This is a genomic window from Rhizobium sp. MHM7A (assembly GCF_005862215.1).
GTDB lineage: Bacteria > Pseudomonadota > Alphaproteobacteria > Rhizobiales > Rhizobiaceae > Rhizobium > Rhizobium bangladeshense.
In genome coordinates, this window is record NZ_VCHT01000006.1 from 129,861 (window position 1) to 156,079 (window position 26,219).

General features: G+C 60.5%; 24 protein-coding genes. 11 read left to right on the top strand and 13 right to left on the bottom strand.

Going from position 1 to position 26,219, the window contains the following annotated elements:
* The first annotated feature begins 197 nt into the window (after nt 1-197).
* From FFR93_RS20755 to FFR93_RS20765, 3 genes are all read left to right on the top strand, one after another.
* Nucleotides 198-1,292 (top strand): nitronate monooxygenase family protein, encoded by a 1,095-nt coding sequence (locus FFR93_RS20755; protein WP_138394586.1) that lies wholly within the window; start codon nt 198-200, stop codon nt 1,290-1,292.
* 164 nt (nt 1,293-1,456) lie between these two features.
* Nucleotides 1,457-2,158: a type 1 glutamine amidotransferase domain-containing protein gene (locus FFR93_RS20760; protein ID WP_138394587.1), complete on the top strand. Its 702-nt coding sequence runs from the start codon at nt 1,457-1,459 to the stop codon at nt 2,156-2,158.
* Entirely contained in the window at nt 2,151-2,618 is a 468-nt protein-coding gene (locus FFR93_RS20765; RefSeq protein WP_138394588.1) for a nuclear transport factor 2 family protein, read from the top strand. The genes FFR93_RS20760 and FFR93_RS20765 overlap by 8 nt, the downstream gene beginning before the upstream one ends.
* Before the next feature lie 72 nt (nt 2,619-2,690).
* On the opposite strand, the gene FFR93_RS20770 is transcribed toward FFR93_RS20765, so the two are convergent.
* Nucleotides 2,691-3,728 carry an alpha/beta hydrolase gene (locus FFR93_RS20770; RefSeq protein WP_138394589.1) on the bottom strand — a complete coding sequence of 346 codons (1,038 nt, stop codon included), beginning with the start codon at nt 3,726-3,728 and terminating at the stop codon, nt 2,691-2,693.
* Between the two features lie 216 nt (nt 3,729-3,944).
* Here FFR93_RS20770 and FFR93_RS20775 point away from each other — a divergent pair, with 216 nt between their 5' ends.
* Both FFR93_RS20775 and FFR93_RS20780 read left to right on the top strand, forming a co-directional pair.
* Entirely contained in the window at nt 3,945-4,160 is a 216-nt protein-coding gene (locus tag FFR93_RS20775; protein WP_138394590.1) for a hypothetical protein, read from the top strand.
* Between the two features lie 21 nt (nt 4,161-4,181).
* Nucleotides 4,182-4,388, top strand: coding sequence for a hypothetical protein (locus tag FFR93_RS20780; protein WP_138394591.1), 207 nt, complete (start codon nt 4,182-4,184; stop codon nt 4,386-4,388).
* A 43-nt stretch (nt 4,389-4,431) separates the two neighbouring features.
* Here FFR93_RS20780 and FFR93_RS20785 read toward each other — a convergent pair whose 3' ends face one another.
* Nucleotides 4,432-5,955, bottom strand: coding sequence for an aldehyde dehydrogenase (NADP(+)) (locus FFR93_RS20785; protein WP_138394592.1), 1,524 nt, complete (start codon nt 5,953-5,955; stop codon nt 4,432-4,434).
* A gap of 303 nt (nt 5,956-6,258) precedes the next feature.
* Nucleotides 6,259-6,834 (bottom strand): LuxR C-terminal-related transcriptional regulator, encoded by a 576-nt coding sequence (locus FFR93_RS20790; protein ID WP_246661350.1) that lies wholly within the window; start codon nt 6,832-6,834, stop codon nt 6,259-6,261.
* Nucleotides 6,835-7,150: 316 nt separating this feature from the next.
* On the opposite strand from FFR93_RS20790, the gene FFR93_RS20795 reads away from it, so the two are divergent.
* On the top strand, nt 7,151-9,988 hold the full coding sequence (locus FFR93_RS20795; RefSeq protein WP_138394594.1) for a winged helix-turn-helix domain-containing protein: 2,838 nt from the start codon (nt 7,151-7,153) through the stop codon (nt 9,986-9,988).
* 240 nt (nt 9,989-10,228) lie between these two features.
* Here the strand turns inward: FFR93_RS20795 and FFR93_RS20800 are convergent, their stop codons facing one another.
* On the bottom strand, nt 10,229-11,410 hold the full coding sequence (locus FFR93_RS20800; RefSeq protein ID WP_138394595.1) for an MFS transporter: 1,182 nt from the start codon (nt 11,408-11,410) through the stop codon (nt 10,229-10,231).
* A gap of 158 nt (nt 11,411-11,568) precedes the next feature.
* Here FFR93_RS20800 and FFR93_RS20805 point away from each other — a divergent pair, with 158 nt between their 5' ends.
* Together FFR93_RS20805 and FFR93_RS20810 are read left to right on the top strand one after the other, a co-directional pair.
* Entirely contained in the window at nt 11,569-12,492 is a 924-nt protein-coding gene (locus tag FFR93_RS20805) for a LysR family transcriptional regulator (RefSeq protein ID WP_064708459.1), read from the top strand.
* A gap of 194 nt (nt 12,493-12,686) precedes the next feature.
* Nucleotides 12,687-13,325 (top strand): hypothetical protein, encoded by a 639-nt coding sequence (locus FFR93_RS20810; RefSeq protein WP_138394762.1) that lies wholly within the window; start codon nt 12,687-12,689, stop codon nt 13,323-13,325.
* A 98-nt stretch (nt 13,326-13,423) separates the two neighbouring features.
* On the opposite strand, the gene FFR93_RS20815 is transcribed toward FFR93_RS20810, so the two are convergent.
* The 6 genes from FFR93_RS20815 to FFR93_RS20840 form a co-directional block, all read right to left on the bottom strand.
* A complete protein-coding gene (locus tag FFR93_RS20815) occupies nt 13,424-15,022 on the bottom strand; it encodes an MFS transporter (protein WP_138394596.1) in 1,599 nt (532 codons plus the stop codon).
* Nucleotides 15,019-15,462, bottom strand: coding sequence for a DoxX family protein (locus FFR93_RS20820; protein WP_138394597.1), 444 nt, complete (start codon nt 15,460-15,462; stop codon nt 15,019-15,021). The genes FFR93_RS20815 and FFR93_RS20820 overlap by 4 nt, the downstream gene beginning before the upstream one ends.
* 162 nt (nt 15,463-15,624) lie before the next feature.
* Complete coding sequence (locus FFR93_RS20825) at nt 15,625-17,607, bottom strand: amidohydrolase (protein ID WP_138394598.1); 1,983 nt, start codon at nt 17,605-17,607, stop codon at nt 15,625-15,627.
* Entirely contained in the window at nt 17,607-17,894 is a 288-nt protein-coding gene (locus tag FFR93_RS20830) for a XapX domain-containing protein (RefSeq protein WP_064712337.1), read from the bottom strand. The genes FFR93_RS20825 and FFR93_RS20830 overlap by 1 nt, the downstream gene beginning before the upstream one ends.
* 65 nt (nt 17,895-17,959) lie before the next feature.
* Entirely contained in the window at nt 17,960-18,649 is a 690-nt protein-coding gene (locus FFR93_RS20835) for a hydrolase (protein ID WP_138394599.1), read from the bottom strand.
* 321 nt (nt 18,650-18,970) lie between these two features.
* Nucleotides 18,971-19,903 (bottom strand): VOC family protein, encoded by a 933-nt coding sequence (locus FFR93_RS20840; RefSeq protein WP_138394600.1) that lies wholly within the window; start codon nt 19,901-19,903, stop codon nt 18,971-18,973.
* Nucleotides 19,904-20,018: 115 nt separating this feature from the next.
* Here FFR93_RS20840 and FFR93_RS20845 point away from each other — a divergent pair, with 115 nt between their 5' ends.
* Nucleotides 20,019-20,918, top strand: coding sequence for a LysR family transcriptional regulator (locus FFR93_RS20845; RefSeq protein ID WP_064708451.1), 900 nt, complete (start codon nt 20,019-20,021; stop codon nt 20,916-20,918).
* Nucleotides 20,919-20,961: 43 nt separating this feature from the next.
* Here FFR93_RS20845 and FFR93_RS20850 read toward each other — a convergent pair whose 3' ends face one another.
* The 3 genes from FFR93_RS20850 to FFR93_RS20860 form a co-directional block, all read right to left on the bottom strand.
* Nucleotides 20,962-21,687, bottom strand: a complete 726-nt coding sequence (locus FFR93_RS20850) for a gamma-glutamylcyclotransferase (RefSeq protein WP_138394601.1) — start codon at nt 21,685-21,687, stop codon at nt 20,962-20,964.
* A 77-nt stretch (nt 21,688-21,764) separates the two neighbouring features.
* Complete coding sequence (locus tag FFR93_RS20855) at nt 21,765-22,223, bottom strand: Rid family hydrolase (protein ID WP_138394602.1); 459 nt, start codon at nt 22,221-22,223, stop codon at nt 21,765-21,767.
* Nucleotides 22,224-22,320: 97 nt separating this feature from the next.
* On the bottom strand, nt 22,321-23,157 hold the full coding sequence (locus tag FFR93_RS20860; RefSeq protein ID WP_205910749.1) for an alpha/beta hydrolase: 837 nt from the start codon (nt 23,155-23,157) through the stop codon (nt 22,321-22,323).
* 389 nt (nt 23,158-23,546) lie between these two features.
* Between FFR93_RS20860 and FFR93_RS20865 the strand changes: the two genes are divergently transcribed.
* Nucleotides 23,547-23,822: a universal stress protein gene (locus FFR93_RS20865; protein WP_138394604.1), complete on the top strand. Its 276-nt coding sequence runs from the start codon at nt 23,547-23,549 to the stop codon at nt 23,820-23,822.
* Nucleotides 23,823-24,084: 262 nt separating this feature from the next.
* On the top strand, nt 24,085-25,986 hold the full coding sequence (locus tag FFR93_RS20870) for a potassium transporter Kup (protein WP_138394605.1): 1,902 nt from the start codon (nt 24,085-24,087) through the stop codon (nt 25,984-25,986).
* Nucleotides 25,987-26,219 lie beyond the last annotated feature (233 nt).

Consider the following 26,219-nt stretch of genomic DNA (forward strand, 5'->3'; position numbering starts at 1 on the left):
GGGCTTGGCCGAAGGGCAGGAATTGATTGTCATGCCGCTCGGTGCAGACTTTCGCGCCAAAGGCACTGGGGAGCTATTGCACCAAGGTGTCGCCGATACCTTTGGATCGGTCGGCGCCGGGAATACCAAGGTGTGATGGACCGGTGATGCGGAGAAGGATATCACCCGCGAGCGTAATGCTTCGAATGGAGTCCGATATGACAGCCTGGCACGACCGTCGAATTCTCGATCTTTTCGGAATTGAACTTCCCATCATTCAGGCGCCCATGGCCGGTTCGACCACGGTCGACATGGTAATCGCGACCTGCAGGGCTGGTGGTCTCGGCTCGCTGCCGAGCGCCCAATATTCCGTCGAGCAGCTGCGGGAGGCGCTTCGGCGCATCAATGAAGAGACGGCCGCTCCCATCAACGTGAACTTCTTCAGCCATACGACGCCGGCGGACGATCCGGCTGCGCAGATGAAATGGCGTTCGGCGCTCGCGCCTTATTACCGGGAGCTCGGGCTTGATCCGGCCGTTCCCGTCTCCGGTTCGGGCCGGGCGCCCTTCGACGATGCGTTCTGCGATGTCGTCGAAGAGTTTCGTCCAGCCGTCGTCAGTTTCCATTTCGGCCTTCCGGAGCCGCGGCTGGTCGAGCGCGTGAGGGCCACCGGCGCCAAGATCATATCCTCGGCAACCATCGTGGAGGAGGCGGTCTGGCTGGAAGACAATGGCGTCGACGCGGTGATAGCCATGGGCCTCGAGGCCGGCGGCCATCGCGGCAATTTTCTTACGACGGATATGTCCACGCAGGTCGGGACGATGGCTCTCGTCCCGCAGGTCGTCGATGCGGTGCGAGTTCCCGTCATCGCCGCCGGCGGCATCGCCGACGGTCGGGGTGTGGCTGCAGCATTGATGCTCGGCGCGTCGGCAGTCCAGATCGGCACGGCCTATCTCTTCAGCCCCGAGGCAAAGATACCGGCCGTGCACGCGGCAGCGCTCGGCCACGCAGGCGATGCCAGCACGGCGATCACCAACCTCTTCACCGGGCGGCCGGCACGCGGCGTCGTCAACCGGATCATGCGCGAACTCGGGCCGATTTCCCATATCGCGCCGCCATTTCCGACGGCAGGGGCGGCCCTTGCGGCCATCCGGGCGACGGCGGAGGACAAAGGGAGCGACGACTTCACGAACCTGTGGGCGGGACAGTCGGCAAGGCTCGCGAAACATCTGCCGGCCGGCGAGCTCACGAGATCACTCTTCGACGACGCCATCGCAGTCCTGAATGCGCATTCGAGAGCCCGCAAAGACTGAGGAGCAGTTCGCTTTTCCTGCTGCCGGCGACACCATAGTGCAATGGAACCCATCGTCATTCATGCGCAAGGTAAGCATGTCGACGGCACACAAACCACGTTGATAGCTTCGCCAGCGACCGGAGAGGCGCCGCACGCCTCCACAACGTCTCAATGGAGAGAAGGATGAGCAAGATCCTGATGGTTCTGACTTCGCATGATCGTCTTGGCGACACCGGACGCAAGACGGGGTTTTGGCTGGAAGAGTTCGCGGCGCCCTATTACGTCTTCAAGGATGCCGGCGCGCAGATAGTCGTCGCTTCGCCCAAGGGCGGTCAGCCTCCGATTGATCCTAAGAGCGACGAGGCTGGCAATCAGACGCCTGCCATGGCGCGCTTCAAAGAGGACAGGGACGCTCAGTCGGTCCTTGCCGCCACCGTGCGGCTCGTCGCCGTGGATGCCAGGGATTTCGACACGGTCTTCTATTCCGGCGGGCACGGTCCGATGTGGGATCTCGTCGAGGATCGCACATCCATTTCGCTGATCGAGGATTTCTACAATGCTGGCAAACCTGTGGCTGCTGTCTGCCACGCTCCGGCTGTGTTCCATCACGTCACCCATAACGGCCAACCCATCGTCAAGGGAAAGCGCGTGACCGGCTTCGCCAACAGCGAGGAGGAGGCCGTTCAGCTGACGAAGGTCGTGCCTTTCCTGGTCGAGGATGATCTGAAGGCGCTCGGCGGCAGGTACGAGAAGGCCGACGACTGGGCAAGTTTTTCGATCGTCGACGGCCGTCTGATCACTGGGCAGAACCCGGCATCGTCCACAGCTGCGGCGCACTCGCTCCTGCACCTTCTCGAAAACGAATACGAGCTTTCCAATGCTTGAGCATCCGCCCGAAATCTCAGGCAACGAGAGGAGGGCCGGCGACGGCGGTCCTCTCGACGTCCTCATCGATTTCTACCATGCGTTCAATTCCGGTGACATGAAAGGGCTTGAAGCTGTCTGGTTCGACGGCGAGGCGCCCAGCATGGATAATCCGATCGGCGGGATAAGGCGCGGCTGGGCGTCGATCGCCGAGGGATACGCCAAGCTCTTCGGCGGCGCAGCCAGGGTCAATGTGACTTTCCATGACTTCAGCAGTCAGGGAGGAGAAGAATGGCATCTCTTCGTCGGCCGCGAGCGTGGCGTCTGCTGGACGCCGGAAACACGCTTTGATCTTGCTTTTCGCACAACGCGCTGGTTCGTCCGGATTGATAGCCGATGGCGTCAACTCCATCATCATGGATCGGTCGAGGATCCGACAATGCTGGCTGATTATCAGCGGCTGATCTTTGCCGCGAGTTGATTGCAAGTTCCAATCGGAATGTTCCACGCGCCAATATCCGCGTGGAACAGTTGCGTCGGCTCTTGCTCGGGACTAGGCCCAGGAATCCGCGTCGATTACAGCCTTGGCAAAGGCTTCAGGAGCTTCCTGCGGGAGGTTGTGTCCGATGCCGCCGCCGATGTCGCGATGCTCGTACCTTGCCTTGAATTTCGCCGCATAGGCCTTGGGGTCCGGATGCGGTGCGCCATTGGCATCTCCTTCCAGCGTGATGGTCGGCACGGTAATCTCGGGGCCGGCGGCGAGCTTCTGCTCGTATTTGTCGAACCGCTTTTCTCCCTCGGCCAGGCCCAACCGCCAGCGATAGTTATGGACGACGATGGCGACGTGATCGAGATTGGAAAAGGCAGCTGCGCTCCGCTCGAACGTGGCATCATCGAAATTCCAACGCGGCGAAGCCAGTTTCCAGATGAGCTTTGCGAAATCCTTGGTATATTTCTCGTATCCCTCACGCCCCCGTTCGGTGGCGAAGTAGTATTGGTACCACCACTGCAGCTCCGCGGATGGGGGTAGCGGCTGTTTTCCGGCGCTCTGGCTTCCCACGAGATAGCCGCTGACCGAGACGAGACCTCTGCACCGCTCCGGCCAGAGTGCGGCGACGATATCCGCCGTGCGAGCTCCCCAGTCGAAGCCGGCAACCGTCGCCCTGTCGATCTTCAGGGCGTCCATGAGCTTGATGGCATCCAGGGCGAGCGCCGACTGCTGGCCGTTGCGTTTCGTTTTTGCCGACAGGAACGTCGTGCCGCCATAGCCGCGGAGGAAGGGAACGATGACCCGGTGCCCGCGGGCGGCCAGTATCGGAGCCACTTTCGCGAAGCTATTGATATCGTAGGGCCAGCCATGCAGGAGCAGGACCGGCGAGCCATCGGCGGGGCCGAGCGCCGCATAGGCGACGTTGAGGTCTCCAGCATCAATCCGCTCGCCGGCGTTCAGCGCCCCCTCGGCGGTCGGGGCAGAGGCCGGTTGCTCCGCGTGCGCCGCGCCAATCTCTCCAAGAATTCCTGCCGCCGTCAGCCCGAGAGCGACACCGCCGAATGTCCGGCGTGTCAGGTTCGCGATTTCGATGTTCCGCATAGTTCCGTCTCCAAAGATATGCGCACCAGCAAGCCCGAGGAGAGGCTGCGGCACGCGCGGTTGACGGACAGAGTGTGAAGGGCGGCACAAGGGGTCGCTACTGAACGAAGGTATCGGTCATACCAAGGTATAGCCAATACCTATGTGCAGCTGCGAGGCCGGCAGGCCATCGACATACTCGTCTTTGATCTTTGACGCGGAGCACAGGAGAGGACGATGTACGATGATGACCAGACACGAGGTTCGATTTTTCCGGGCTTCGCTATTCTGCTTGCGATGGCAGCGATGATCGCCGCATTGGTGTTTGTAGGGCAGCCCGTGCAGGCGACCCGGGTCTGGGTTCCGGCAGCGCCGGCCGACCCCGAGCAGACGCAGGACAAAGCGGGGACGGCGTGCTCTTCCGGCTGCATCGTCTCACGCAATCCGGCCTGATCCCATATGGGACACAGATCCATGTATCGGGAATTCGATTGGGGTGGCCGCCCGCTCGGACCGGAGGCGATCTCGATGATCCGGCAGCTCCTCAGGGAATATTGCACAGCCAGAAGCTGCCAGCATCAGGGACCTGAGGCCGAGGATGCGGCGCGTCGCCTGGTCGTCTTATATCAGAATGGAATTGACGATGCCGGCGAGCTTCGCCGTCTTCTGCCAGGCAATTAGAGGCGGTCGCCTGTCGAGACAAACGGCGACCGCCACTCTGTCGCTATCGAAGCGCTGCCGGCAACAGGGCCTTCGTGAAGTCCTGATAGGACACCGGCCGCAGGAACCGATAAATCGCCAGCGTTCCCACGGATGTCGATCGCCCGTCAGCCGTTGCCGGATAAGGTCCGCCATGAACCATGGCGGGAGACACTTCCACCCCGGTTCCGAAACCATTGACGAGCAGCCGGCCCGCGAGCATTTCCAGCGTGGGGATCAGTCGGCGTGCTGCGGCTTCGTCCTCGTCTGCGATATGAAGCGCGACGGTGAGCTGGCCCTCCAGCTCTTCCAGCACTGCCTCGAGCTGTTGAAAATCCCTGCAACGAACGACGAGGCCGGCGGCGCCGAAGACCTCGTCCTGAAGCTCGTGATGCGCGAGGAAAGCGTCCGCCGACGTCTCGAACAGAGCCGCCGTGCCTTCAAATTCGCTGCCGGGCCTGCCCGATGCCACCGCCCGCACCTCTGAATGCTGCCTGAGCCTGGCAACGCCGTCGCAATAGGCCTTTGCAATCGACGGCGTCAGCATTGCCTGAGGCGCGACATCCGGAAGCAGCTCAGCTGTCCTTGCAACGAAGGCGTCAAGTCCAGCGCCGTCGACAGCGAGGATCAGACCGGGGTTTGTGCAGAATTGGCCGGCGCCCAGGACGAGCGACGTCACGAAACTGGCAGCAATGTCGGTTGCCTTGGTCTTGAGCGCGCCGGGAAACAGAATAACCGGGTTGATGCTGCTCATTTCGGCATAGACCGGGATGGGTTGTTTGCGCTTCGACGCGATTCCCATCAGGGCGGTTCCACCACGGCGGGAGCCGGTAAAGCCGACCGCCCGGATCCTGAAGTCCGCCACCAGTTTCTGACCGACGTCGAAGCCGGTGTCGAACAGCAGCGAGAAGGTTCCTGGATGAAGGCTTGCGCTTGCGACGGCCCTCTGCACTGCCCGGCCGACGAGCTCCGAGGTGCCAGGATGCGCCGAGTGGGCCTTTACGACGACCGGGCAGCCCGCGGCCAGCGCGGACGCCGTGTCGCCCCCGGCAACGGAGAAAGCGAGCGGAAAATTCGAGGCGCCAAAGACCGCCACGGGGCCGAGCGGTACGTTTCTGAGCCTGAGATCCGGCTTCGCAACGGGTTTGCGGGAAGGATCGCCTGCATCGAAACGCAGTTCCTGGAAACGGCCTTCACGCACCTCTCTGGCGAACAGGCGGAGCTGGCCGGTCGTGCGCGCCCGCTCTCCCTCCAGCCTTCCCCGGGGGAGCCCGGTTTCCGCCATCGCGCGGAGAACGAGATCATCGCCGATGGCTTCGATTTCCTCGGCGATCTGCTCCAGAAATTTTGCTCTGACTTCCAGATCGGTCTCGCGGTAGGAGGCGAAGGCCTGCCATGCCTGCTGGGCTGCCTGCTCGACATCTTCGGGCGAAGCGCCACCAAAGGAAACCGGAAGTGGCTTTCCGGTAGCCGCTTCGATACCATAAAACTCACCGTTTGAGCCACGTTTTTGCGTTCCCGCAACGAGCAGGTTTCCATTGATTGTCATGATCGATTTCCTTTCAAAGGGCTGATATAGGAACTGAAAGCGTCCCTGTCACTATGGCACGCTATCGCGGGCGCGCGACTGACGGCCGCATGAAGAAAAGGCCGTCTCCGGGCGGACGGAGACGGCCCCTGGCGGACCTTGAGGATCCGCGCGCTCCGGCGGAGGGGAGGACGCGGGAGCACTGTCGCTGTTCAGGCGTATCGCCTTATCGACGAAGGCGACGTAGAAGAGATTATACTGATCGACGCGGATTTTAAGTACACTTAGGTATAGGCTAAACTGTCGAACCGTCCGTGGCGGAATTCAGCATGGGGCACAGAAGCCCGGCTCAATCTTCGCGGCCATATTGACCAGCTCCGGCAGCGAGCGCGCCCTCATCTTCCTCATGACCTGTCCGCGGTGGGCCTTTACCGTGATCACGCTGATATTCAACTTATATGCGACTTGCTTGTTCAGCAGGCCTTCGACGACGAACTGCATGACCTGTCGTTCGCGCGCCGAAAGTGTCTGATAACGGCAATCCAGCTGGCTCATCGAGATGGTCGCCTCAACGGAAGAGCGGATCAGTTCGAGGAGATTATCCGTGCTGGAAGGCCTCGGCAGAAACGTCACCGGATAGCGCGTGGCAGTCAACGTCACCTGGGAATCCCCCTCGGACGTCAGCACGATCACTGGGTGACGAACTGCCTGCAGGCAAATGAGGAGGGTGAGGACGTCCACGTCGAGATCGGGCACGGCGGTGTCGATGATAACGCAGTTGAAGCGCGCATTCCGAGACTGGGTCAGGAAACCCCGTGCAGAACTGAAGCTGGCCGGCCGCCAACCAAGCGTTTGGATCTCTTCCTCGAGAGATCGGCGGGATGCCGGATCGTTGCTCACGAGGCATACGACAGGTGCGTCTTCCGCCGGCGACGCTATCTTTTTTGCCGGGAACTGAAGTAGACTGTCACTATACATGCCATCCTCCTTCTCTTTGTGATCTTGTCGGTCCAGGAATGTTGCGCCGATGCGGCGCGGGACCTGTTCAATCTTCTAGAGCGGGATGACTGCGAACGCGACTTAAGTCGCTTGAGCGAATCTGAAATATCCTGAAATATATCTTCTTGGGCAGCAGGCATTGTTTACAAGCAGGCGCGTTCTTGAGGTTCAGCGGTCCGTGAATTTTCGCGGCTTTGGCAAGAGAGATCGGATTAGCTTGGGACAGATAGAACGGAATCTATTCGAGTTCTCGGGCTGGGAGCTGGATCTTGGGAAGCGGGAGCTCCGTGCTCTCGGGGCTCCGGTCCCTTTAGGCAGCCGCGCCTTCGACGTCCTGGAAGTGCTGGCGACTGCCTCCGGAGAGGCGGTCACCAAGGACGATCTCATGCGACGCGTCTGGCCGGGCCTTGTCGTGGAGGACAACACGATCCAGGTCCACATTTCGGCGATCCGGAAGGCGCTGGGGAAAGACCGGGACCTGCTGAAGACAATCTCGGGCCGGGGGTATCGGCTGATCGGTCAGTGGAAATCCGATCGTCCATCCGCCGCTGGGCAGATTGCGACAACAGACACGCCGTCACTGGAAATCCGGCCTGTCTCGAACATTCCGGCACCCACCTCCGAACTGATTGGGCGCGAGAACGCCCTTCGCAGGCTTCTGACGCTGACCTCGGCATATCGTGTCGTCACACTGACCGGTCCTGGCGGCATCGGCAAGACAGTGCTCGCGTCTGAATTGGCGCGTCATCTGTTGCCGCAACTCGGTGGCGACGCAATCTTCGTGGAACTCGTCTCGCTGGCGGAGCCTGGGCTTGTTCCGACGACCGTCGCCCAAGCTCTCGATCTGAAGCTTCAGAGCGATCAAATCTCGGCAGAGGTGGTCGCGCGCGCCGTCGGTGCACGCCGGGTTCTGCTTGTCATCGACAACTGCGAGCATGTCATTGACGCCGCCGCCGCCATGATCGACACGATCCTGCGAATATGTCCGAATGCGACGGTTATTGCGACGAGCCGAGAATCGCTGCGAATAGAAGGAGAATTCGCCTACCGCGTGCCGCCATTGGAGGTGCCGGACAGTGGAGAAGCGATCAGTGCCGCAGAACACAGCGCCATCCAGCTGTTTGTTGCGCGCACACGGGCGCTTCAATGGGATTTCGAGCCGGATCAGCAGAAGCTCTCAACAATCGCCGACATCTGCCGGCATCTCGACGGCATCCCGCTCGCAATCGAACTGGCGGCGGCCCGCGCTGCGACGCTTGGAATACAGCAGATCGCCGGGCGCCTCGACGACCGGTTCGTTCTTCTCACGGGCGGTCGCCGGACCGCCTTGCCCCGTCATCAGACGCTGCGGGCAGCCCTGGACTGGAGCTATCAGCTCCTGCCGGAGTCCGAGCGCCAGCTATTGTGCAGGCTGGCGGTGTTTTCCGGGGGCTTCACTTTGGATGCCGCCGTGGCCGTGAGCGGTGAAGGGGATGCGGAAACGGCGCTGGCCATATCCAACCTCGTCAGCAAGTCCCTGATTACATTCGACGGATCGGAAAATGCACCGCGCTGGCGTCTGCTGGAGACGGTACGCGTCTATTCGCTCGAGAAACTCGGCGACGGTGAAGATTTTCGCCGGACGATGTGCAAGGTTGCGAAGCATTTTCTTAAATTCTTCAAACCTTTTTCGGAACGGCGCACGCTTTCGGCGGCCATCGAGAACATCACGCACTATCGACGCGAGATCGACAATTTGCGAGCGGCCCTGCGATGGGCATTGTCCGAGGGCGGCAAGGGTCCCCTAGGCGCCAAGCTCGCTGCGATATCGAGTGATTTCTGGACGGCGATCTCGCTGGTATCGGAGGCTGGCGACTGGGCAGAGCGTGCACTCGCCCAGCTCGGCGATGAGAAAGGAAGCCGCACCGAGATGGTCTTGCGCTGTGCGCTCGGTTACGCCCTGATCTACACGCAGGGGATGAATCCCCGCGGGAAAGAGGTGCTCATCGGCGCGCTGCACCTGGCAAGAAGCCTCAACGACCCTGACTACCGCCAGCGCGTCACCTGTGGCTTGTGGCTCTTTTCTGCGAGGTCGGCGAGGCTGGAAGATGCGTTGACATTTGCGCAGGAATACGAGGCCACGCTCGACGAGCGAGACCTGCACGGACGGACCACCGCTTCATGGTTGGTTGGTATCCCGCAAACCTATCAGGCGCGGCACCGGGAGGCAGGTGATCGATTGAGTTGGGCCGCGGCGAACTATCCGGTCGAGCACCGCAAGACCGATCTGCTGAGGCTGGAAGCGGATGTCCGCACCTCTTCCTTGTCTCATAACACGGTCAACCTCATGTCGCGTGGCCTGCTCGAGCAGGCGGCGGAAACGGCAGAACGGGCAATTCACGAGGCCCGGCAAACCGGGCAGCCTTTTGTCCTGTGCGTTGCGCTCGCTTGGTCCGCCTCGTTCGTCGCGCTCAGCCTCGACGACTTGGACCGGGCGAGAGCCTGGGGCGAAGAGCTGTCGCGGCAGGCTTCCCAACATGGCCTTCGGCCCTTTCAGGCCGTCGGCACGAGCGTCAGGGGAGCAATTGCGCGCCGGATCCGCAATGCCTCCGCGGGCGTTGAAGAACTTCGGGCCGGCCTCGCGGAGATGCGCGAAGCTTCATACCTGTTGTTCTATCCCACTTTCCTTTGCGAACTCGCCGCGGCGCTGCAGGCCTTGGGACGATATGATGAGGCGCTCGATGAGCTCGGCAACGCATCGGCGTTTGCGCGAGAATATGGTTACCTCTGGATGAACCCGGAGATACTGAGGAGAAGGGGTGAGGTACTGAGGGATCTAGGATCGAGCTCGCCGGCGACGATAGATGACCTCTTCCTGCGAGCCATGTCGGAAGCTTCGCAGCAGGAAGCGATATATTGGCAACTGATTGCGGCCCTGAGCCTTGTCGACTTCCGTAAGGCGAGACAACATGACGGGGACAGCAAGAGCGTTCTCTTCCCTATCGTTCAACGGTTTACAGAGGGCCTTACCAACCCGATCTTGCGCAGGGCCAAAGCGTTGATTGACTCGCATTAGGGAACGACCAGTACCATCCTCCATCGGCTTTGGAGCTGCCTCGGTGCCGGGGTGACAATCGCGCGACCTGGTGCGGCGGCAGAATTCTCGATCGGCAGCTCGATGCCGAGCGTCAGGCCGCCTGCGGTTTGCGGATGAGGTCAAGCGCGGAAGAATGGCCCATGTTTGAATGGGACATCAGAATTCTCCGGATAAATTGGGCGGGATCGGCCCGGCGGCGGGTGCGCCGGGCTCCAGGCATCAGGCGATCTTCGGAACTGGGACTGTGCGGCGGTCGAGTACGCCGCTCCACATCGTCAGGAAGAGGGCGATGACGACCAGGATCGCACCGACCCAGGGGGTTGCACCAAGGCCCAGCGGCGATTCAACGACCAGGCCGCCCAACCATGCGCCGATGGCGATACCGAGGTTGAAGGCAGCGATGTTGAGCGCGGAGGCGACGTCAACCGCGCCGGGGCGGTGCTCCTTGGCAAGCTGCACCACATAAAGCTGCAGGCCGGGAACATTGCCGAACTGAAGGAAGCCAAGTGCGGCAAGGGTGATGATTGCCAGTACCGGCGAGACCGCGGTGAAGGTCAGGACGACCAGCACTATGGCCTGCAGAATGAATAAGCCGACCAGCGCTTTAACAGGGTTGTGATTGGCGATCTTTCCGCCGGCGATGTTGCCGATGGCGATGGCGATGCCGTAGAGCACGAGGATCAGGCTGACGCTCCGCTCGGAAAACCCGGTGATTTCCTGCAGGATCGGCGCAAGAAAGGTGAAGGCGACGAATGTGCCGCCGTAGCCGAGCGCCGTCATGGCGAAGACGATCAGCAGACGACCGGAGCCGAGAACGCCGACCTGGTCGAGCAGGCTTGCCGGCGGCGCCTTCTTCAGCGTGTTCGGCAGAAGGGCGGTGATGGCGAGGAATGCGACGACGCCAAGGGCGGCAACGACCCAGAAGGTTGCACGCCAGCCGAAGACCTGCCCGATATAGGTGCCGAGCGGAACGCCGGTGACGATGGCGACCGTCAGCCCCATGAACATCATGGCAATGGCCGAGGCGCGACGGTTTTCCGGCACGAGATCGGCGGCGATAGTCGATCCGACCGAGAAGAAGACGCCGTGGGCAAAGGCTGCGAGCACACGGGCGACGAGCAGCAGTTCATAGTTATGCGACAGAGCAGCGACTGTGTTGCCGACGATGAACAGAGCCATCAGGGCAAGCAGCAGCGGCTTTCTTTCGATCTTGCCGGTGAGCGCGGTCAGGATCGGCGCACCGAAGGTGACGCCGAGCGCGTAGACGCTGACGATCAGGCCGGCGAGCGGCAGGGTGATGTTGAGGTCCGTCGCGACCGTCGGCAGCAGCCCGACGATCACGAATTCGGTTGTCCCGATCGCGTAAGCCGCGATCGTCAGGGCAAAGATTGCTAAAGGCATGACAAGTTCCTCTCCGCCTCACCGTCGATGTGAGGGGGCTGAGACAGCGATGCTGTCGGTTGATCGATTGCTGCCTTGCAATATGGCGGAAGAGGACTTGCGCGATAATCCAGATTATTGAAAAAATACCTTTGAACTCAGTTCATAGGTGTTTTGACATGGATAATCGCGCCGGGGAAATGGAAGTATTTGTGGCGACAGCGGAATTGCAGAGCTTTTCGGCGGCCGGGCGGCGGTTGAAACTCTCGCCGTCAGCGGTCAGCAAGCTCGTTACCCGGATCGAGGACCGACTCGGCACCCGCCTTATGGTGCGTTCCACCCGCACGATGAAGCTGACCCCGGAAGGGGAGGTCTATCTTGCAAGAGCGCAGCGCATTTTGGCGGAGATTGCCGAAACCGAGCAGATTGTCGCCGGCGGCGGCAGGATGGTTCCGCGCGGGCTACTGCGGGTCAACGCCTCGGTGGGCTTCGGTGAGCGATACCTGCTTCCACTCATTCCAGCGTTTCTGGAGCTCTATCCCGAAGTCAAGCTCGATGTCTCGCTAACGGACGGCGTCATCGGGCTGATCGAGGAACGCACTGATATCGCCATCCGCTCAGGCCCGATGAGTGACTCGGCACTCAAGGCAAGGAAACTGTTGGAGAGCCGACGTGTGATCGTCGCCTCTCCCGCCTACCTCAAAATGCATGGCGTACCGAAAACGCCACAGGATCTTGCCGATCGCAACTGCTTCTGCTTCAACTTCCGGCGCAGCCTCAATGAGTGGCCGTTTCGCGATCCGCGTTCATCCGAGATCTATCGTGTACCCGTTTCGGGCAATACGTCGGTCAACAGCGGCCTGATCATGCGTCGGCTCTGTCTTGCCGGCAGCGGACTCGGACGGGTCGGCCAATTCCATGTCCAACCGGATATCGACGCAGGTCTACTGATCCCCGTGCTCGAGGACTACAATCCCGAAGACATCGAATTGATCCATGCGGTTTTTGCCGGACACGAGCATTTGGCCGCTCGCATTCGTGCATTCATCGACTTTCTGGTGGAACACGTCAGTGGAGAAAGAAAATCGGAATCGATACCGTGATACCATGATGGTCCCTTGGTTTTCGGCTTGGTCAAGCGATGGCCGGCTCCAATCCGGCGCTCGATCACCATCGAACCACAGCAGCGATGACAGGGCTCTTCTGCCGCTGCTCGACCCGGCACTGATTACTCCGCCACGCCAAAGGACAGGCATGCCCGTTGACGCTCGCCCCTTCTGATCCCATCTGCTCCAGTATGCCCAAGACGAAAACAAATACGAAAAGCAATGATCCCGAGCTGATCAGGGAGTGGTCACTCCCCGCGGAGGCGACGCTCGGATCGGCTGTCAGGGTGAAGGGAATCCTGCAGGAGATCCGGTCCCGCCTGTCCCCCGCGGTCAGAAAGTCGCTGGACATGGAGTCGGGCGAGCTTACCCTCGTCATGCCGGAGACTTCGAAGACAGCGTTTCGCGCGACCTCGTTGATTGTGACTGAAGCCCTCCAGAACATTTCAGACCTTCGGATCATCCCTCGCGAGATCGAGGACATCCTGACGATCACGGCCTCTGAAAGGAAGCGTTGGCTGGAGGATGGACGTCTTCCGAGTGCTGGAACGAGGACCGTCCGGCTGCAAGGCCGAGCGCGACGGATCACCTTCCATGTATTTGATCCACGGGTTGTAGAGGATCTGCTCGACCGCGGGGCCGTGGACGAATGGCGCGAGCAAGACGCGGTGGTGAAAGCCGAAAACAGGAGACGCGCCGCCTATCAGGCGAAGCTGTCGCGATCACTGAAAAAACAAGAAAAAGCCAAACAAGCTGATGAGAACGATGACGACCCCGCGACCGGGCTGAGCGGTTGGGACGAGTTCGGGAGCGAAGGCCTGCTGCGGTAGGATTGGCGGCGTTCGCATCGGCAAATGTTCGCAGGAGTTACCTAGCTCGCCAGAGGATCCGGAGGCGGCAGCCGTAGCCGCCACCCCTTTTTTCCGTGTCAAGCCGCCGTCGGTCGGTTGATTGTCAGGAAGTGCCGGACGACGGGCTTCTCAGGACCGGCATGGTAAGCCAGAACCTTCCCCTGCAGATCGGCGTCGGCGTTCGAGACCCGCTTGTGCTGGCGAAGATGTTCAGCCCAGGATTCCACCATGAACCACTCGACGATCTTCTCAGGGTCCGCCGAGTCCTCAGTGACACCCCATCCGTAGGCACCGTCGCGGCGACGTTCCCTGGAAAGATGGTCGAGAGCGTGCAGGAAGGCTGTGCGGTGCTGCTTCTCGACCTTGTATTCGATCAGGATGAGAACTGGGCCACGATCATGGGCAACTGGCTCGGCAACGAGCGGCTCGGGCCAGTGGTTGGACGGCACAAGGTCGGCATCGCCTGCGGGAAGCTTCACGCGGTGCATGATGAACCCGGCGATGAGCAGGCCGGCCGCTCCAATGAGCAAGGTGGACTGGATGCCGACAGCTTCGCCGACTGCACCCCAGCCGAGGCTTCCGGCAGTCATCGCACCGTTGAAGACGGTTAGGTAGACCGCAAGACCGCGACCACGCACCCAGTTCGGGAGAACGGCCTGTGCTGCTCCGTTGAGTGTCGTCAGGGCGGTGATCCACGCTCCCCCGAGGAAAAAAAGGACCACGATGGCGACGATCTTCGGCGGCGCAAGCGACAGGACTCCCATGACGGCTGCTGTGACAAGCGCGGCGCCGAGAAGCAGGCCGTCGGAGCTCAAGCGTTCACGCAGCTTAGGCATCACCAAGGCCCCGCCGATCGCACCAGCACCTACCGCACCAAGCAGGATGCCATAGAAGCTGGCATCACCACCGAGCAGTTGTCGGGCAACGAGCGGAAGAAGAGCCCAGACCGCGCTGGCGAAGGCAAAGAAGATCGCGGCCCGCAGAAGCACGACGTGCAGTGGCTCGCTCGAGCGGGTGTAGCGAAGGCCGGCCCGGAACGCACCGAAGAAGTTCTCCTGAAGCGCATCGTTGGAGGTCTTTGTCCGCGGCCACCAGACAAGAGCTGCGATCACGACGATATAGCTGGCCACGTCCGCGCCATAGGTGATCCCAGCTCCGAAGGCAGCGAGAAGCAGGCCGCCCGCGGCAGGCCCGATGGAGCGGGCGATGTTGATGCCGAGCGAGTTGAGCGCTACCGCGCTCTTCACGTCCTCGCGCTTCACCAGTTCCGGCACAATTGCTTGCCATGTCGGTCCCATCAGCGCCGCGCCAATGCCGCCGAAAAAGGTCAGGCCGATCAGCGCGCTGACCGAAAGCATGCCTGTCTGCGAGAGAACCATCAGCGCGATGCTGACAGAGGCGAGTAGCACCTGGACGGCAATCAGGAACTTGCGGCGATCGAGGATGTCGGTGAGAACGCCTGCGGGGATGGCAAGCAGGAAGATCGGCAGGGTTCCGGCAGCCTGGACCATGGCGACCGCGGCCGGCGATGCGGACAGATCCGTCATCAACCAGGAGCTTGCGACATCGCGCATGAAGCTTCCGGTGTTGCCGATAACGGTGGCGATCCAGAGGACAGCGAACACGGGCTGTGCAAGCGGCGCGAAGGCTCCCGCGGGTGATTTTGCGGCGCTCATTTGCCTGCTCCCTTTGTGAGGTCAAATGCTGCAACGAACACGAATGCGCCCGCCAGGCCTAGGTGCTCAAAGAAGGCATTGGTGGCCATCATGCGGTCCATCCCAGGCGCCATCTCCCAGAAGCGGAGGGCGATGAGGGTCGCTAGAAGCGTGAAGCCAGCCAGCGCCAGCGCGCCTGCCCAGCGCAGGAAGCCCGAGATGACCATGGCGGAGGCCGTCAGCTCGAATACGATGACGGCGACTGCGAAGAAAAAGGCTGGGTGCAGACCGAAGTGATCCATCTCGCTCAGGGCACCGTTGAAGTCGAAGATCTTGGTGAGTGGGTCTTGGATGTAGGCCGCGCAAAGAGCCATCAGCGACACCATCCGCAAGACAGGTGATCTGACCACGCGTGCCACGCCGCTCCGGATTGGGTTGGATAGTTGAGATTGGTAAGTCATATCTGCTCCTGCATGTTCACCGCGAGCGGCTGCGTTCGATGGAGCGATATTGACTGGTTACCGCATTGCCAACAATTGCAGCAATAGTTTCTATTTAATTGCAAAATCGGCAATTATGGAGTGACGCCCGGGTGCCGGTGGGCCACCCGAGCTGGATGTTCGTCAGACCGCCCAGCAGGAGCAGCCGAGAGCGCCAAAGAAGCCCTTGAGGTCGGCAATCGGGAGCTTGGATGTCCAGGCTCCGGAATGGTCGTGGCCGTGCACGCCGCAATTGCTCGCGCATCCGCATGTAGAGATCGCGGTGCGGCGCAGCGAACGAGCGCCTGCCCCTTCCGGTTCGCCCCAGGCCGCGTAACCGCCGAACTTGCGCACCGGAGACCAGTCTGGCATGGCAGGCGGGATGTCGTTTTCGTCGAGCGCCTTGAAGTCACCCGCGCCGTAGACGATCTTGCCGCCGACCATTGTCAGTTCCGAAACAAGGAAGGAGATCTCGTTCTCGGCGCAGGAGAAGAAATCCTTGTCCGGCACCACGAGATCAGCGAACTGACCCTTCTCGATGCGGCCTTTCTTGCCTTCCTCGTTGGAGAACCAGGTCACTTTCTCGGTCCACATCCTGAGCGCCGTCTCGCGGTCGAGGCAATTGGCGCGCGGATAGAGCTGCATGCCGCCGACGGTCTTGCCAGTTACCATCCAAGACATCGAGACCCACGGATTATAGGAGGCGACGCGGGTGGCATCGGTGCCGGCCGAGACGTTCACGCCTTTGTCGAGCATCTTCCTGATCGGCGGTGTCGCTTCCGCCACGCCGTGCCCGTAGCGCTCAACGAAGTATTCGCCCTGATATGCCATGCGGTGTTGTGTGGCGATGCCACCGCCGAGGGCGGCGATACGGTCGATCGAGCGATCCGAGATAGTCTCGGCATGGTCGAAGAACCAGTTCAATCCTTCGAGTGGAATGTCCTTGTCGACCTTCTCGAACACGTCGAGGGCACGGGAGATCGTCTCGTCATAGGTGGCGTGCAGACGCCACGGCCAACGGTTTTCCGCCAGGACGCGGACAACCTCTTCCAGCTCACCTTCCATTTCCGGAGCCATCTCCGGACGGGGCTGGCGGAAATCCTCGAAGTCGGCGGCCGAGAACACAAGCATCTCGCCCGCACCATTGTGCCGGAAGTAGTCGTTACCCTGCTTGTATTTGACCGACTGGGTCCATTTCAGGAAGTCCTGCTTCTCTTCCTTCGGCTTCTGGGTGAAGAGATTGTAGGCCAGCCGAACCGTCATCTGGTTCTCGTCGGACAGCTTCTGGATGACCTCATAGTCGTCAGGATAGTTCTGGAAACCACCACCCGCGTCGATCACACCTGTCACGCCAAGGCGGTTCAACTCGCGCATGAAGTGGCGGGTCGAATTGACCTGGTAGTCCAGCGGAAGCTTGGGCCCCTTGGCAAGCGTCGAATAGAGAATGCCTGCATTCGGCTTCGCCAGCAGCATACCGGTAGGATTGCCGTTGGCGTCGCGGGTGATCTCGCCTCCGGGCGGGTTCGGGGTGTCACGGGTGTAGCCGACAGCGCGGAGAGCCGCACCGTTGAGCAGCGCACGATCATAGAGGTGCAGAAGGAATACGGGTGTGTCAGGCGCGACAGCGTTGATCTCGTCGAGAGTGGGCAGCCGCTTTTCGGCGAACTGATGTTCCGTGAACCCGCCGACGACGCGAACCCACTGCGGCGCAGGCGTGATCGCCACCTGGCGCTTCAGCATGTCCATCGCGTCGGCGAGCGAGCGTACGCCGTCCCAGCGCAGTTCCATGTTGTAGTTGAGGCCACCGCGAACGACGTGGGTATGGTTGTCGATCAAGCCGGGAAGGACGCGCTTGCCCTTGAGGTCGATGATCTTGGTGCTGGGACCAGCCAGCGCCATGATCTCGCTGTTGGATCCGACCCCCAGAAACAACCCGTCCTTTATTGCGATCGCAGTCGCATTCGGATTGGTCCGGTCAAGGGTCGTCACGCGGCCATTGTGGAGGATCAGGTCGGGATGCATGATGTCTACTCCGGTCTGGTTGGGATCGGCAGCTTTCGCTGGTGAGAAGAGGTTCGAAAACGCCAGGCTCGATGCACCTCCGAGAAAGGATCGACGCGTCGTCATCAACCCCTCTCCTCTACACTCGCATCTGCCTGACGAGCAATGTTGATACCATCGCTACCCTTCGGCAGGTGACCGAACATGTGCGGCTTGATCTGGTGAAGCCATGAGATGGCCGCCGGCTCGCTTCTCCAAAGCGTCTTCGCGAACGGAATGATCTGTTCGCCGACAAGGATTCCGAGAAGGCCGACCAGGGCAATGACAGGCGGTGCGGGTGATCGGACGTTGAGCAGGCTGTAGACGATACCGACGAGCAGCCCTGCGCCAAGCGATAGGAGATAGAGCTTCATGTGATGTTCTCCGATTGCGAAAAGGACCGCTCCGATGGGGTTATCGGAGCGGTCTGATCAGCCCGTTACTTCGCGGGGTTCGGTCCGATGCGCTTGCCGTGCTTGACGCGTTCCTCTGCGCCGTGAACCATCGTGTAGGCATAGTCGATGCCCATGCCGTAAGCGCCCGAATGTTCCTTTGCGAGAGTTGTAACGGCATCGTAGGTTTCCTTACGAGCCCAGTCGCGCTGCCACTCGAGCAGGACCTGCTGCCAGGTGACCGGAATCACGCCTGCCTGCACCATGCGATCCATTGCGTACTTGTGTGCGTCCGAGGATGTGCCGCCGGAGGCATCGGCGACCATGTAAATCTCGTATTCCGGCACGTCATGGAGAGCCGAGAGAGCGAATGTGGTGTTGCAGACTTCGGTCCAGAGACCGGAGACGACGATCTTCTTGCGGCCGTTCGCGGCGTTCTTCGCCAGAGCGTCACGAACGTTCTGGTCGTCCCACGAATTCATCGAGGTGCGCTCGAGGATATCGTTCTCGGGGAACACGGCGAGGAGTTCTGGGAAGGTGTTGCCCGAGAAGGATTGTGTCTCGACTGTGGTGATCGTGGTCGGGATGTTGAAGATCTTGGCGGCCTTGGCGAGCCCGACGACATTGTTCTTCAGCGTCTGACGGTCGATCGACTGGACCCCGAACGCCATCTGCGGCTGCTGGTCGATGAAGATGAGCTGGCTATTTGCCGGGGTCAGGACTTCGAGCTTGGACATGGTCAATTCCTCTTCGGTTTGTTTGGACCGCCTGTTGCGGTGTTAGACATGGGCAGCAGCGGTTGATCGGACGCCCGCGCGACGCTCGTTCTGCAATCCTTGAAGTGTTTGCTGGATCCGTCTCGGAGCCGCTCACTCGTTGTCTTGGCTGCTGAAAACAAACGTATCGCGCGGCTAACGCGTACGGAATTGCAATAAGAATTTCTATTGAATTGCGATATCTGCAACAATAGTTTGACTGCTGGCGCGGCTGAAATGAAAAGCGCCGCGGCCCTTTCGGAACGCGGCGCTCTTATCGCGGCTTTGTCTGGAGATTGCTGCTCATGCCGTCAGCGGCACAAGATTGGCCTGGATCTCATCGCGGTAGTCCTCATATCTGCTCGGGAGTTTGAGAGCCTCGCCGAGATGCGCCGTGTCCTCGTCCCGGTTGAAGCCAGGCTCGTTCGTGGCAACCTCGAACAGAACTCCGCCAGGTGTACGGAAGTAGATGGCCCAGAAGTAATCGCGGTCGATGACGGGCGTGACCTGATATCCCGTGTCCATAAGGGCCTTGCGCACATCAAGCTGCTTCTCACGGTTATCGACGGCGAAGGCGATGTGGTGAACCGAACCTGCGCCCGGACGCGCAAAAGGCGTCTTCGGCAACGCTGCGAGATCGATGGTATCTGCCCCGTTGCCGTTGGGGATGACGAAGCGGGCCACGTCGCCCTCCTTCTCGGCGCGCTGATAGCCCATGAAGCCGAGCAGCTCCTCAGTCGCAGCCGTGTCATGAAGGTTGAAGCGGGCGCCGGCGAAGCCGCGGATGGCCGCAGCGTCTGGGATTCCATCTGCAACCCACGGAGCCCGCGTGTCGTCGGGGGATTCGATCAGCGCAAGCCCGTCGCCGTCCGGCCCCATGAAGCGAAGTCGGTTCGCACCGAAGACGGTGTCCACTTCCAGGCCGTCCACACCTTGAGCGGTAAATCGATCCTGCCAGAACTTCAGCGAGCCCTTCGGCACGGAGAACTGCGTCTCGCCGACCTCGCCGACGCCGGGGCGGCCGAGCATCATGTTCGGGAACGGGAAGTAGGTCATGACCGTGCCGGCCGACCCGATCTCATCACCGTAGTACAGGTGGTAGACGCTCGGGTCGTCGAAGTTGACCGTCTGCTTGACGCGGCGCAGGCCGAGCGTCTCCGTGAAGAAGCGATTATTCTGCCGCGCGTCCGACGCCATCGAAGTCACGTGGTGCAGTCCCTTGATGTCCCTGATCATGGCGATGCCTTTGAGTAGGTTAAAATTCCTTGTTGATGTTAAAGCTACGCCCGTTGATCGCCATCGGGTATTGCAATATTTCTCTCGACTGAATTGCAAATACTGAAACAATGACATGAACGATTACAAAGCCCTTCGGACCTTCCTCCTCGCCGCCGAGAAACGCAATTTCGCCCAGGTTGCCCGCGAATTGGACATGACCCCCGCAGCCGTCACGCGTGCAATTGCCGCGCTTGAAGCAGAACTTGGCGTGCAGCTTTTTGTGCGCACGACGAGGCAGGTCTCGCTGACGACTGACGGCGCAATCTTCGCTGCCCAGATCCAGCCAGCGGTTAAGACGCTGGAAGAAGCGCGGCGGGATGTGATGAATGCACACAAGGCCGACGAAGGGCGGCTCCGGATCAGCGCGCCCACCTGGTTCGGCAAGACGGTGCTGCCGCCGATCCTGTCAGGTTTCAAGGAACGCTATCCGAAGATGAGCTTCGAGATCTCCTTATCCGACGGTTTGGTGAATATCGTCGATGACGACTATGATCTGGCGATCCGCATCTCATCACAGCCTTCGGACAAGTACACGATCTGGAGAAAGATCAGGGTGGTGCCGCGCATCCTGGTCGCGGCACCAGGGAGCCGTTTCGCCGATATGCAACATCCCAATGAACTAAAGCCGGACGACTGCCTCGCCTATAGTGGCGAGAGCCGGCGCGAGACCTGGGTTTTGTCCGACGGCGGCTCGAGCATCACGATCTCGGCAGGTCGAGCCTTCAGCGCCAACAGTGGCGAGGTACTGGCGGACATGGCCGCCGACGGTGCAGGAGTTGCGTTGCTGCCCGGGTTCAATATTGCCGATCACATCCGAAGTGGTAGGCTGGTCCACGTCTTTAAGGGATGGGCGCCGCCGGACCTGTGGCTGACGCTGTTCTACCCGCCTTACCAGGCACTGCCGCCGAGGATTGCGTCATTCTCGAAATTCTTCGAGGAGCAGGTCGCGGCAAAGATGGTCATGCTGGACTGACGCACGCAAAGGCCGGTCAGCGTGATCTGGCGGCACACCGCTTTTAGATCCGATCATCCTCTGGGAGTGCTCGAAGTCTAGCGGCGACCATTTGCTGTAGCTGCCACAGGTTTCGATCATAGATATTGCGGCCTGCCAGATCCAAAACGGTTCGGTGCAGGTATTCCGCGCAGGATCCGGCAGGTCCACAAGCCTGGGCGATCAGCCCTGCCGCTTCTTCGAGGGGGATCTTCTCCGTGAGCGGAGATTGCTTGCTGCTTGCCCAGAACGTGAGCGCCGGGCGTATACCCGTCGGTGTCTTGACCGCGACCCATCGCGCCATGTCGCATACTTCGGCGTATCGGATCTCTCGCGCAAGAAGAGTACGCAGGTTCTCCCTCTTGGTTGTGCACGGGAGCTTGAGGACAAGACCGGAGCAGCTTCCTCCTCGCCGAAGCGCCAGCATGAGGCCCGGCGCATCAGAGGTGGCTCTGAACCGTTCAATCCTCAACGAGAACGAACGGTGCCAGCCGTAAGCGACGGCTTCTTCGCTGGCTGCCACCTCGAAACCCGGGTTCCACATCAGGGATCCGTACGCGAACACCCAGATCTCCTCGTCACCGGCCTCCTCCTCAACCCTGCTGACGAGGTCATCGAGCTGCGCAGACGAAATCGGAGTCCAATTTGGTTCCGGCCCCTCGTCTTCGACAAATTTGAGGGTTTTGGCGACGAGCTGGGGGGTCAGTTGCATGGCAAAAGAGGGTGTCTTGGCGGCGAGTCTTTTGGGCATCGTAGAAACCGTTTGAAACGAGATCACCGGCGGAGACCCATCGCCTCCGGCGGGTTCATGGCGTAACTGCCGCGCGATCAATCAGCGGGTCGGTCGACAACCGCGCGGAATGTGATTTCGACGATCTGCTCGGAGAAAGCCAGTGCCGAAACCCCGATCAGGTTGCTGGCGCACTGAGGCACATCGGTGCCGTACATTTCCTTGCGCACCTTGGATGCGGCCGCAAACGCGCTAGGAACATCAAGCACGTACAGTGTCTCTTCAACGACATCATCGAGGGTCGCACCATATTTGGCGAGCAGAGTCTTTGCGTTGACATAGGTCTGGCGGATCTGGCTCTCCATCTGCGAGAAGTCCGCAGGCCGCTTATCCGCGTCGAGTTCCGCCGGAGCGACAAGATTGCCATTGTCATCGTGGCTCAACTGGCCCGAGACATAGATCGTGTCCTTGACCTGCAAGGCCTGAACGTATCCGAAGGCGCGCTCCCAGGCGACGCCATGGTTCTCTACTTTCTTGGACGGGTTGCTGTTCGTCATGATAAGTTCCTTGCATTAGATGATGGCGTGCCGAGTATGCACTCGTGGTTCATGGAGGCGACGGATGCATGGGAGGCCGCACCCGCCGCCGGACCGATCAGGCGTTCACGAAGGCCAAGAGATCGGCATTCAGGACATCGGCGTTGACGGTCAGCATGCCGTGCGAGAACCCCGGATAGGTTTTGAGAGAGCCGTTCTTCAGGAGCTTGGAGGACTTCAGCGCCGAGTCGGCGATCGGAACGATCTGGTCGTCTTCGCCGTGCAGGACGAGTGTAGGGACAGTGATCGCTTTCAGGTCTTCCGTCTGGTCGGTTTCGGAGAAGGCCTTGATACCGTCGTAGTGGGCTTTGGCGCCGCCCATCATTCCCTGCCGCCACCAGTTCTGGATCACCCCTTCCTGTACGGTCGCACCATCGCGGTTGAAGCCGTAGAAGGGTCCGGCGGGAACGTCCCGAAAGAACTGAGCGCGGTTGGCGGCGAGTGCGGAGCGGAAGCCATCGAAAACTTCCATCGGCAGGCCTTCAGGGTTGCTTTCGGTCTTCAGCATTAGCGGAGGGACGGCGGAGACAAGAACCGCCTTGGCGACGCGTCCAGAAGGCTGACCGTGCTTGGCGACGTACCGGGCGACTTCGCCGCCACCAGTGGAGTGGCCGATATGAACGGCGTTCTTCAGGTCAAGTGCTTCGACCACAGCGAAAGCGTCCGCTGCATAATGGTCCATATCGTGACCTTCCGAGACCTGGGCGGAGCGGCCATGACCACGGCGGTCATGGGCGACGACACGGTAACCCCTGGAGAGGAAGAACAGCATCTGTCCGTCCCAGTCATCAGAAGACAACGGCCAGCCATGATGGAAGACGATGGGTTGAGCGTCCTTCGGACCCCAGTCCTTGTAGAAGATTTCAACGCCGTCCTTGGTGGTTACATATGCCATTGTCTTGGTTCCTTCGATGAGATTGATGGCGGCAGCCCCATTGGCCGCGACGCTGAGAGTGGGTGATATTGTCATGACCGCTGCGGCGGCACCTGCAGAAAGCAGCACGCTCCTGCGGGTCACGGAGGAAAGGGCATCGGTCATTCGGGGTTCCTACGAACTTCGCTTTGAGAGCTTCAGGCGACGCTGAGTTCGTCTGACGGGTTGATAATGCCGTCAAATCCGACGCCTCACAATTGCAGCAATAGTTTCTAGTTTATTGTTGATTGCGCAATTATAGCCGCGACACACGGGTTCTATATCCAAGGCGCTGTTGGCAGTGCTGCCGCCTCTCGGGCATTGCACATGTTCGCACTGCTCAGGCTTTCCCGGGCAGAGCAGTGCACGTCATGACGGTCGCGGATGAATCGGGTGCGGCGATGGAAACGGCCGGACGTGCGTGCGAGCTCCTCGCACGACATGGTACTCCCCACGCGCGCGCGATCGGTCTGGGAGATCGAGAAGCAGGAACGCCCGCGGAGACGATCCTGGGCCCCGCCAAGAGCCTAAATGTGGAAGTGATCGTGATGGGCGCGTACGGGCATCACGGCATTCGGGAAATTTTCGGATCAACGACACGCGAGGTGCTGAACGCCTCTCCGACAGTGCTTTTCCTCCACCACTGAGAGAGCGTTCGCTTGAGACAAGCTCGAAGGGGAACGAGACAGGGATAATGATTTGAGTTCCAGCTTCTTGGCGCCCCCCGCAGGTGGCGAATTAGATTTCTCCTATGCCAGTGAAATTTTCGACAGTCATCGTGTCGCCCGGGAAGAAACATCGACATCCTGAGCGGCAACGAAGGCGGCATTTGTGTTCGTTTTCGGATTGCCATTAGGCCGAGCCAGTGGCAATTTCCCGCGGTCATCGCTCGCCAACTGGAAACGCCATTTGACCGACAACAAGCTGCGATCAGCCGATCCGGAGCTGGAACACCAGGCTCGGCAAGGACTGCCGTCTCTCGTTCTCGCCGCCTTGGGCGTCGTCTATGGCGACATCGGGACAAGCCCGCTCTACGCGTTCAGGGAAGCCCTCCATGCCACCGGCGGTTCGGGAGCGGATCGAGCCGACGTGCTTGGAATCCTGTCATTGATCGTATGGGCGCTTACCATCGTCGTCACGTTGAAATACGTGACGTTCGTGCTGAAGGCGGACAACCGGGGCGAAGGCGGCACCCTGTCTCTCATGACTCTCGCTCGCGAAGGTCTTGCCGGACGGCCGAAGTGGGTTCTCGTCCTCGGCGTGATCGGAGCCTCGCTTTTTCTCGGCGACGCAATCATCACGCCGGCGATCTCCGTTCTGTCCGCGGTTGAGGGTATCGAGGTGGTTGCACCGGCGTTGTCCAACTGGGTCGTGCCTATCACTCTTACGATCATTGCCGTTCTGTTTTTCGTACAACGGTTCGGCACGAGCGGGGTAGCGTCGGTATTCGGTCCCGTAACGGCTCTGTGGTTTGTTGTCCTTGGCGTCAGTGGGGCGATCCACATCTTTGACGACCCGTCGGTGTTGGGCGCAGTCAATCCGGTACACGCACTCCGATATATAGCAAACAACATTGGATCGGCCATCGCGGTCCTCGGAGCCGTCTTTCTTGCCGTGACCGGCGCCGAGGCCCTATATGTCGACCTCGGACATTTCGGACGCCGTCCGATCGTCACGGCGTGGTTTTCGCTCGTCTTCCCCAGCCTGCTCCTGAACTATTTCGGGCAGGGCGCGTTCGTGCTCGCGAACCCGCATACGGCTGAGCATCCCTTTTTCAACATGCACCCGGAATGGGCGAGAATTCCGATGGTCTGCCTCGCGACAGCGGCAACGGTCATCGCCAGCCAGGCAGTGATCTCCGGCGCTTATTCGCTAGTCCGTCAGGCGATGCACCTTAACCTGCTTCCGCGCCTGCGCATCCTCCACACCTCCGAAACGCAATCCGGGCAGATCTTCATGCCGCAGGTAAACAACCTGCTATTCATGTTCGTGGCTGCACTCGTGCTCTTCTTCCAGAATTCAAGCGCCCTATCCGCCGCCTACGGTATCGCCGTGACAGGCGAAATGTTGATCACTTCGATCCTCCTGTTTGTCGTGATCCGCCGTATCTGGAGCTGGAAGCTGGCGACGGCTCTTGCCGTCATGGTGCCGATTTCACTGATCGACGCCGGATTTCTAGCCGCCAACATTGCCAAGTTCGCCGAGGGCGGCTGGGTTCCTGTTGCGGTGGCGTCGACGATGGCGCTCGTCATGCAGACATGGACAGCGGGGCGTCGGCTGCTTGCTTCCCGCACCAAGGCCGACGAAATTCCACTCGCGGCGATCATCGATAACCTGGCCCGGAAGAAGCCGCTCACGGTGCCTGGAACTGCGATGTTCCTGACAAGCGACATCGAAGGAGCGCCAACCGCACTGCTCCATAGCCTGAAGCACTACAAGGTTCTGCATGAGCAGAACGTCATTCTCAGCGTTGTCACCTCTACGACGCCGTTCGTTCCGGACGATGAAAAAATCTTCCTTGAAAGCTTCAATCCCCACTTCAGCCGGCTGGTGATCACGTTCGGCTACATGGAGACCCCCAACATCCCTCGTGCGCTCGTCCTCGCCCGCAAGCTTGGCCTGAAGTTCGATATCATGTCGACCTCGTTCTTCCTCTCCCGCCGAACTATCCTCCCGTCGAAGAAAGGCGGCCTGCCATTCTGGCAGGACCGGCTGTTTATTTCGCTCGCACAGAATGCCAGCAATGCCACAGACTATTTCGGACTGCCGTCGGGGCGAGTGGTCGAGCTCGGGCTGCAGACAGCCATCTAGTATACGCGGCCGCATCGAGATGCTTCTGCTCCTCCTGAAAGGCGTCGTGCGGCTCCGCTGTCGCTTCGTCGAACGGCAAGGAGCGGACGTGGCCTCGCATATGCGCTGAGGCTTGCTCACTCCAGCGCCGGGTCACTCCACGGAACAACTGAATGGAAATGGCTACGAAGCATATGGCAGACCTTAGCCGCCGCGCCTAAATATCTCGATGATGGTTCAAACCCATAGAATTA

Excerpts from the sequence above, each read along its gene's own strand:
- FFR93_RS20755 (WP_138394586.1), top strand. The coding sequence starts at position 198 with ATGACAGCCTGGCACGACCGTCGAATTCTCGATCTTTTCGGAATTGAA.
- FFR93_RS20760 (WP_138394587.1), top strand. The coding sequence starts at position 1,457 with ATGAGCAAGATCCTGATGGTTCTGACTTCGCATGATCGTCTTGGCGAC.
- FFR93_RS20765 (WP_138394588.1), top strand. The coding sequence starts at position 2,151 with ATGCTTGAGCATCCGCCCGAAATCTCAGGCAACGAGAGGAGGGCCGGC.
- FFR93_RS20770 (WP_138394589.1), bottom strand. The coding sequence starts at position 3,728 with ATGCGGAACATCGAAATCGCGAACCTGACACGCCGGACATTCGGCGGT.
- FFR93_RS20775 (WP_138394590.1), top strand. The coding sequence starts at position 3,945 with ATGTACGATGATGACCAGACACGAGGTTCGATTTTTCCGGGCTTCGCT.
- FFR93_RS20780 (WP_138394591.1), top strand. The coding sequence starts at position 4,182 with ATGTATCGGGAATTCGATTGGGGTGGCCGCCCGCTCGGACCGGAGGCG.
- FFR93_RS20785 (WP_138394592.1), bottom strand. The coding sequence starts at position 5,955 with ATGACAATCAATGGAAACCTGCTCGTTGCGGGAACGCAAAAACGTGGC.
- FFR93_RS20800 (WP_138394595.1), bottom strand. The coding sequence starts at position 11,410 with ATGCCTTTAGCAATCTTTGCCCTGACGATCGCGGCTTACGCGATCGGG.
- FFR93_RS20805 (WP_064708459.1), top strand. The coding sequence starts at position 11,569 with ATGGATAATCGCGCCGGGGAAATGGAAGTATTTGTGGCGACAGCGGAA.
- FFR93_RS20810 (WP_138394762.1), top strand. The coding sequence starts at position 12,687 with ATGCCCAAGACGAAAACAAATACGAAAAGCAATGATCCCGAGCTGATC.
- FFR93_RS20815 (WP_138394596.1), bottom strand. The coding sequence starts at position 15,022 with ATGAGCGCCGCAAAATCACCCGCGGGAGCCTTCGCGCCGCTTGCACAG.
- FFR93_RS20820 (WP_138394597.1), bottom strand. The coding sequence starts at position 15,462 with ATGACTTACCAATCTCAACTATCCAACCCAATCCGGAGCGGCGTGGCA.
- FFR93_RS20825 (WP_138394598.1), bottom strand. The coding sequence starts at position 17,607 with ATGACGACGCGTCGATCCTTTCTCGGAGGTGCATCGAGCCTGGCGTTT.
- FFR93_RS20830 (WP_064712337.1), bottom strand. The coding sequence starts at position 17,894 with ATGAAGCTCTATCTCCTATCGCTTGGCGCAGGGCTGCTCGTCGGTATC.
- FFR93_RS20835 (WP_138394599.1), bottom strand. The coding sequence starts at position 18,649 with ATGTCCAAGCTCGAAGTCCTGACCCCGGCAAATAGCCAGCTCATCTTC.
- FFR93_RS20840 (WP_138394600.1), bottom strand. The coding sequence starts at position 19,903 with ATGATCAGGGACATCAAGGGACTGCACCACGTGACTTCGATGGCGTCG.
- FFR93_RS20845 (WP_064708451.1), top strand. The coding sequence starts at position 20,019 with ATGAACGATTACAAAGCCCTTCGGACCTTCCTCCTCGCCGCCGAGAAA.
- FFR93_RS20850 (WP_138394601.1), bottom strand. The coding sequence starts at position 21,687 with ATGCCCAAAAGACTCGCCGCCAAGACACCCTCTTTTGCCATGCAACTG.
- FFR93_RS20855 (WP_138394602.1), bottom strand. The coding sequence starts at position 22,223 with ATGACGAACAGCAACCCGTCCAAGAAAGTAGAGAACCATGGCGTCGCC.
- FFR93_RS20860 (WP_205910749.1), bottom strand. The coding sequence starts at position 23,157 with ATGGCATATGTAACCACCAAGGACGGCGTTGAAATCTTCTACAAGGAC.
- FFR93_RS20865 (WP_138394604.1), top strand. The coding sequence starts at position 23,547 with ATGACGGTCGCGGATGAATCGGGTGCGGCGATGGAAACGGCCGGACGT.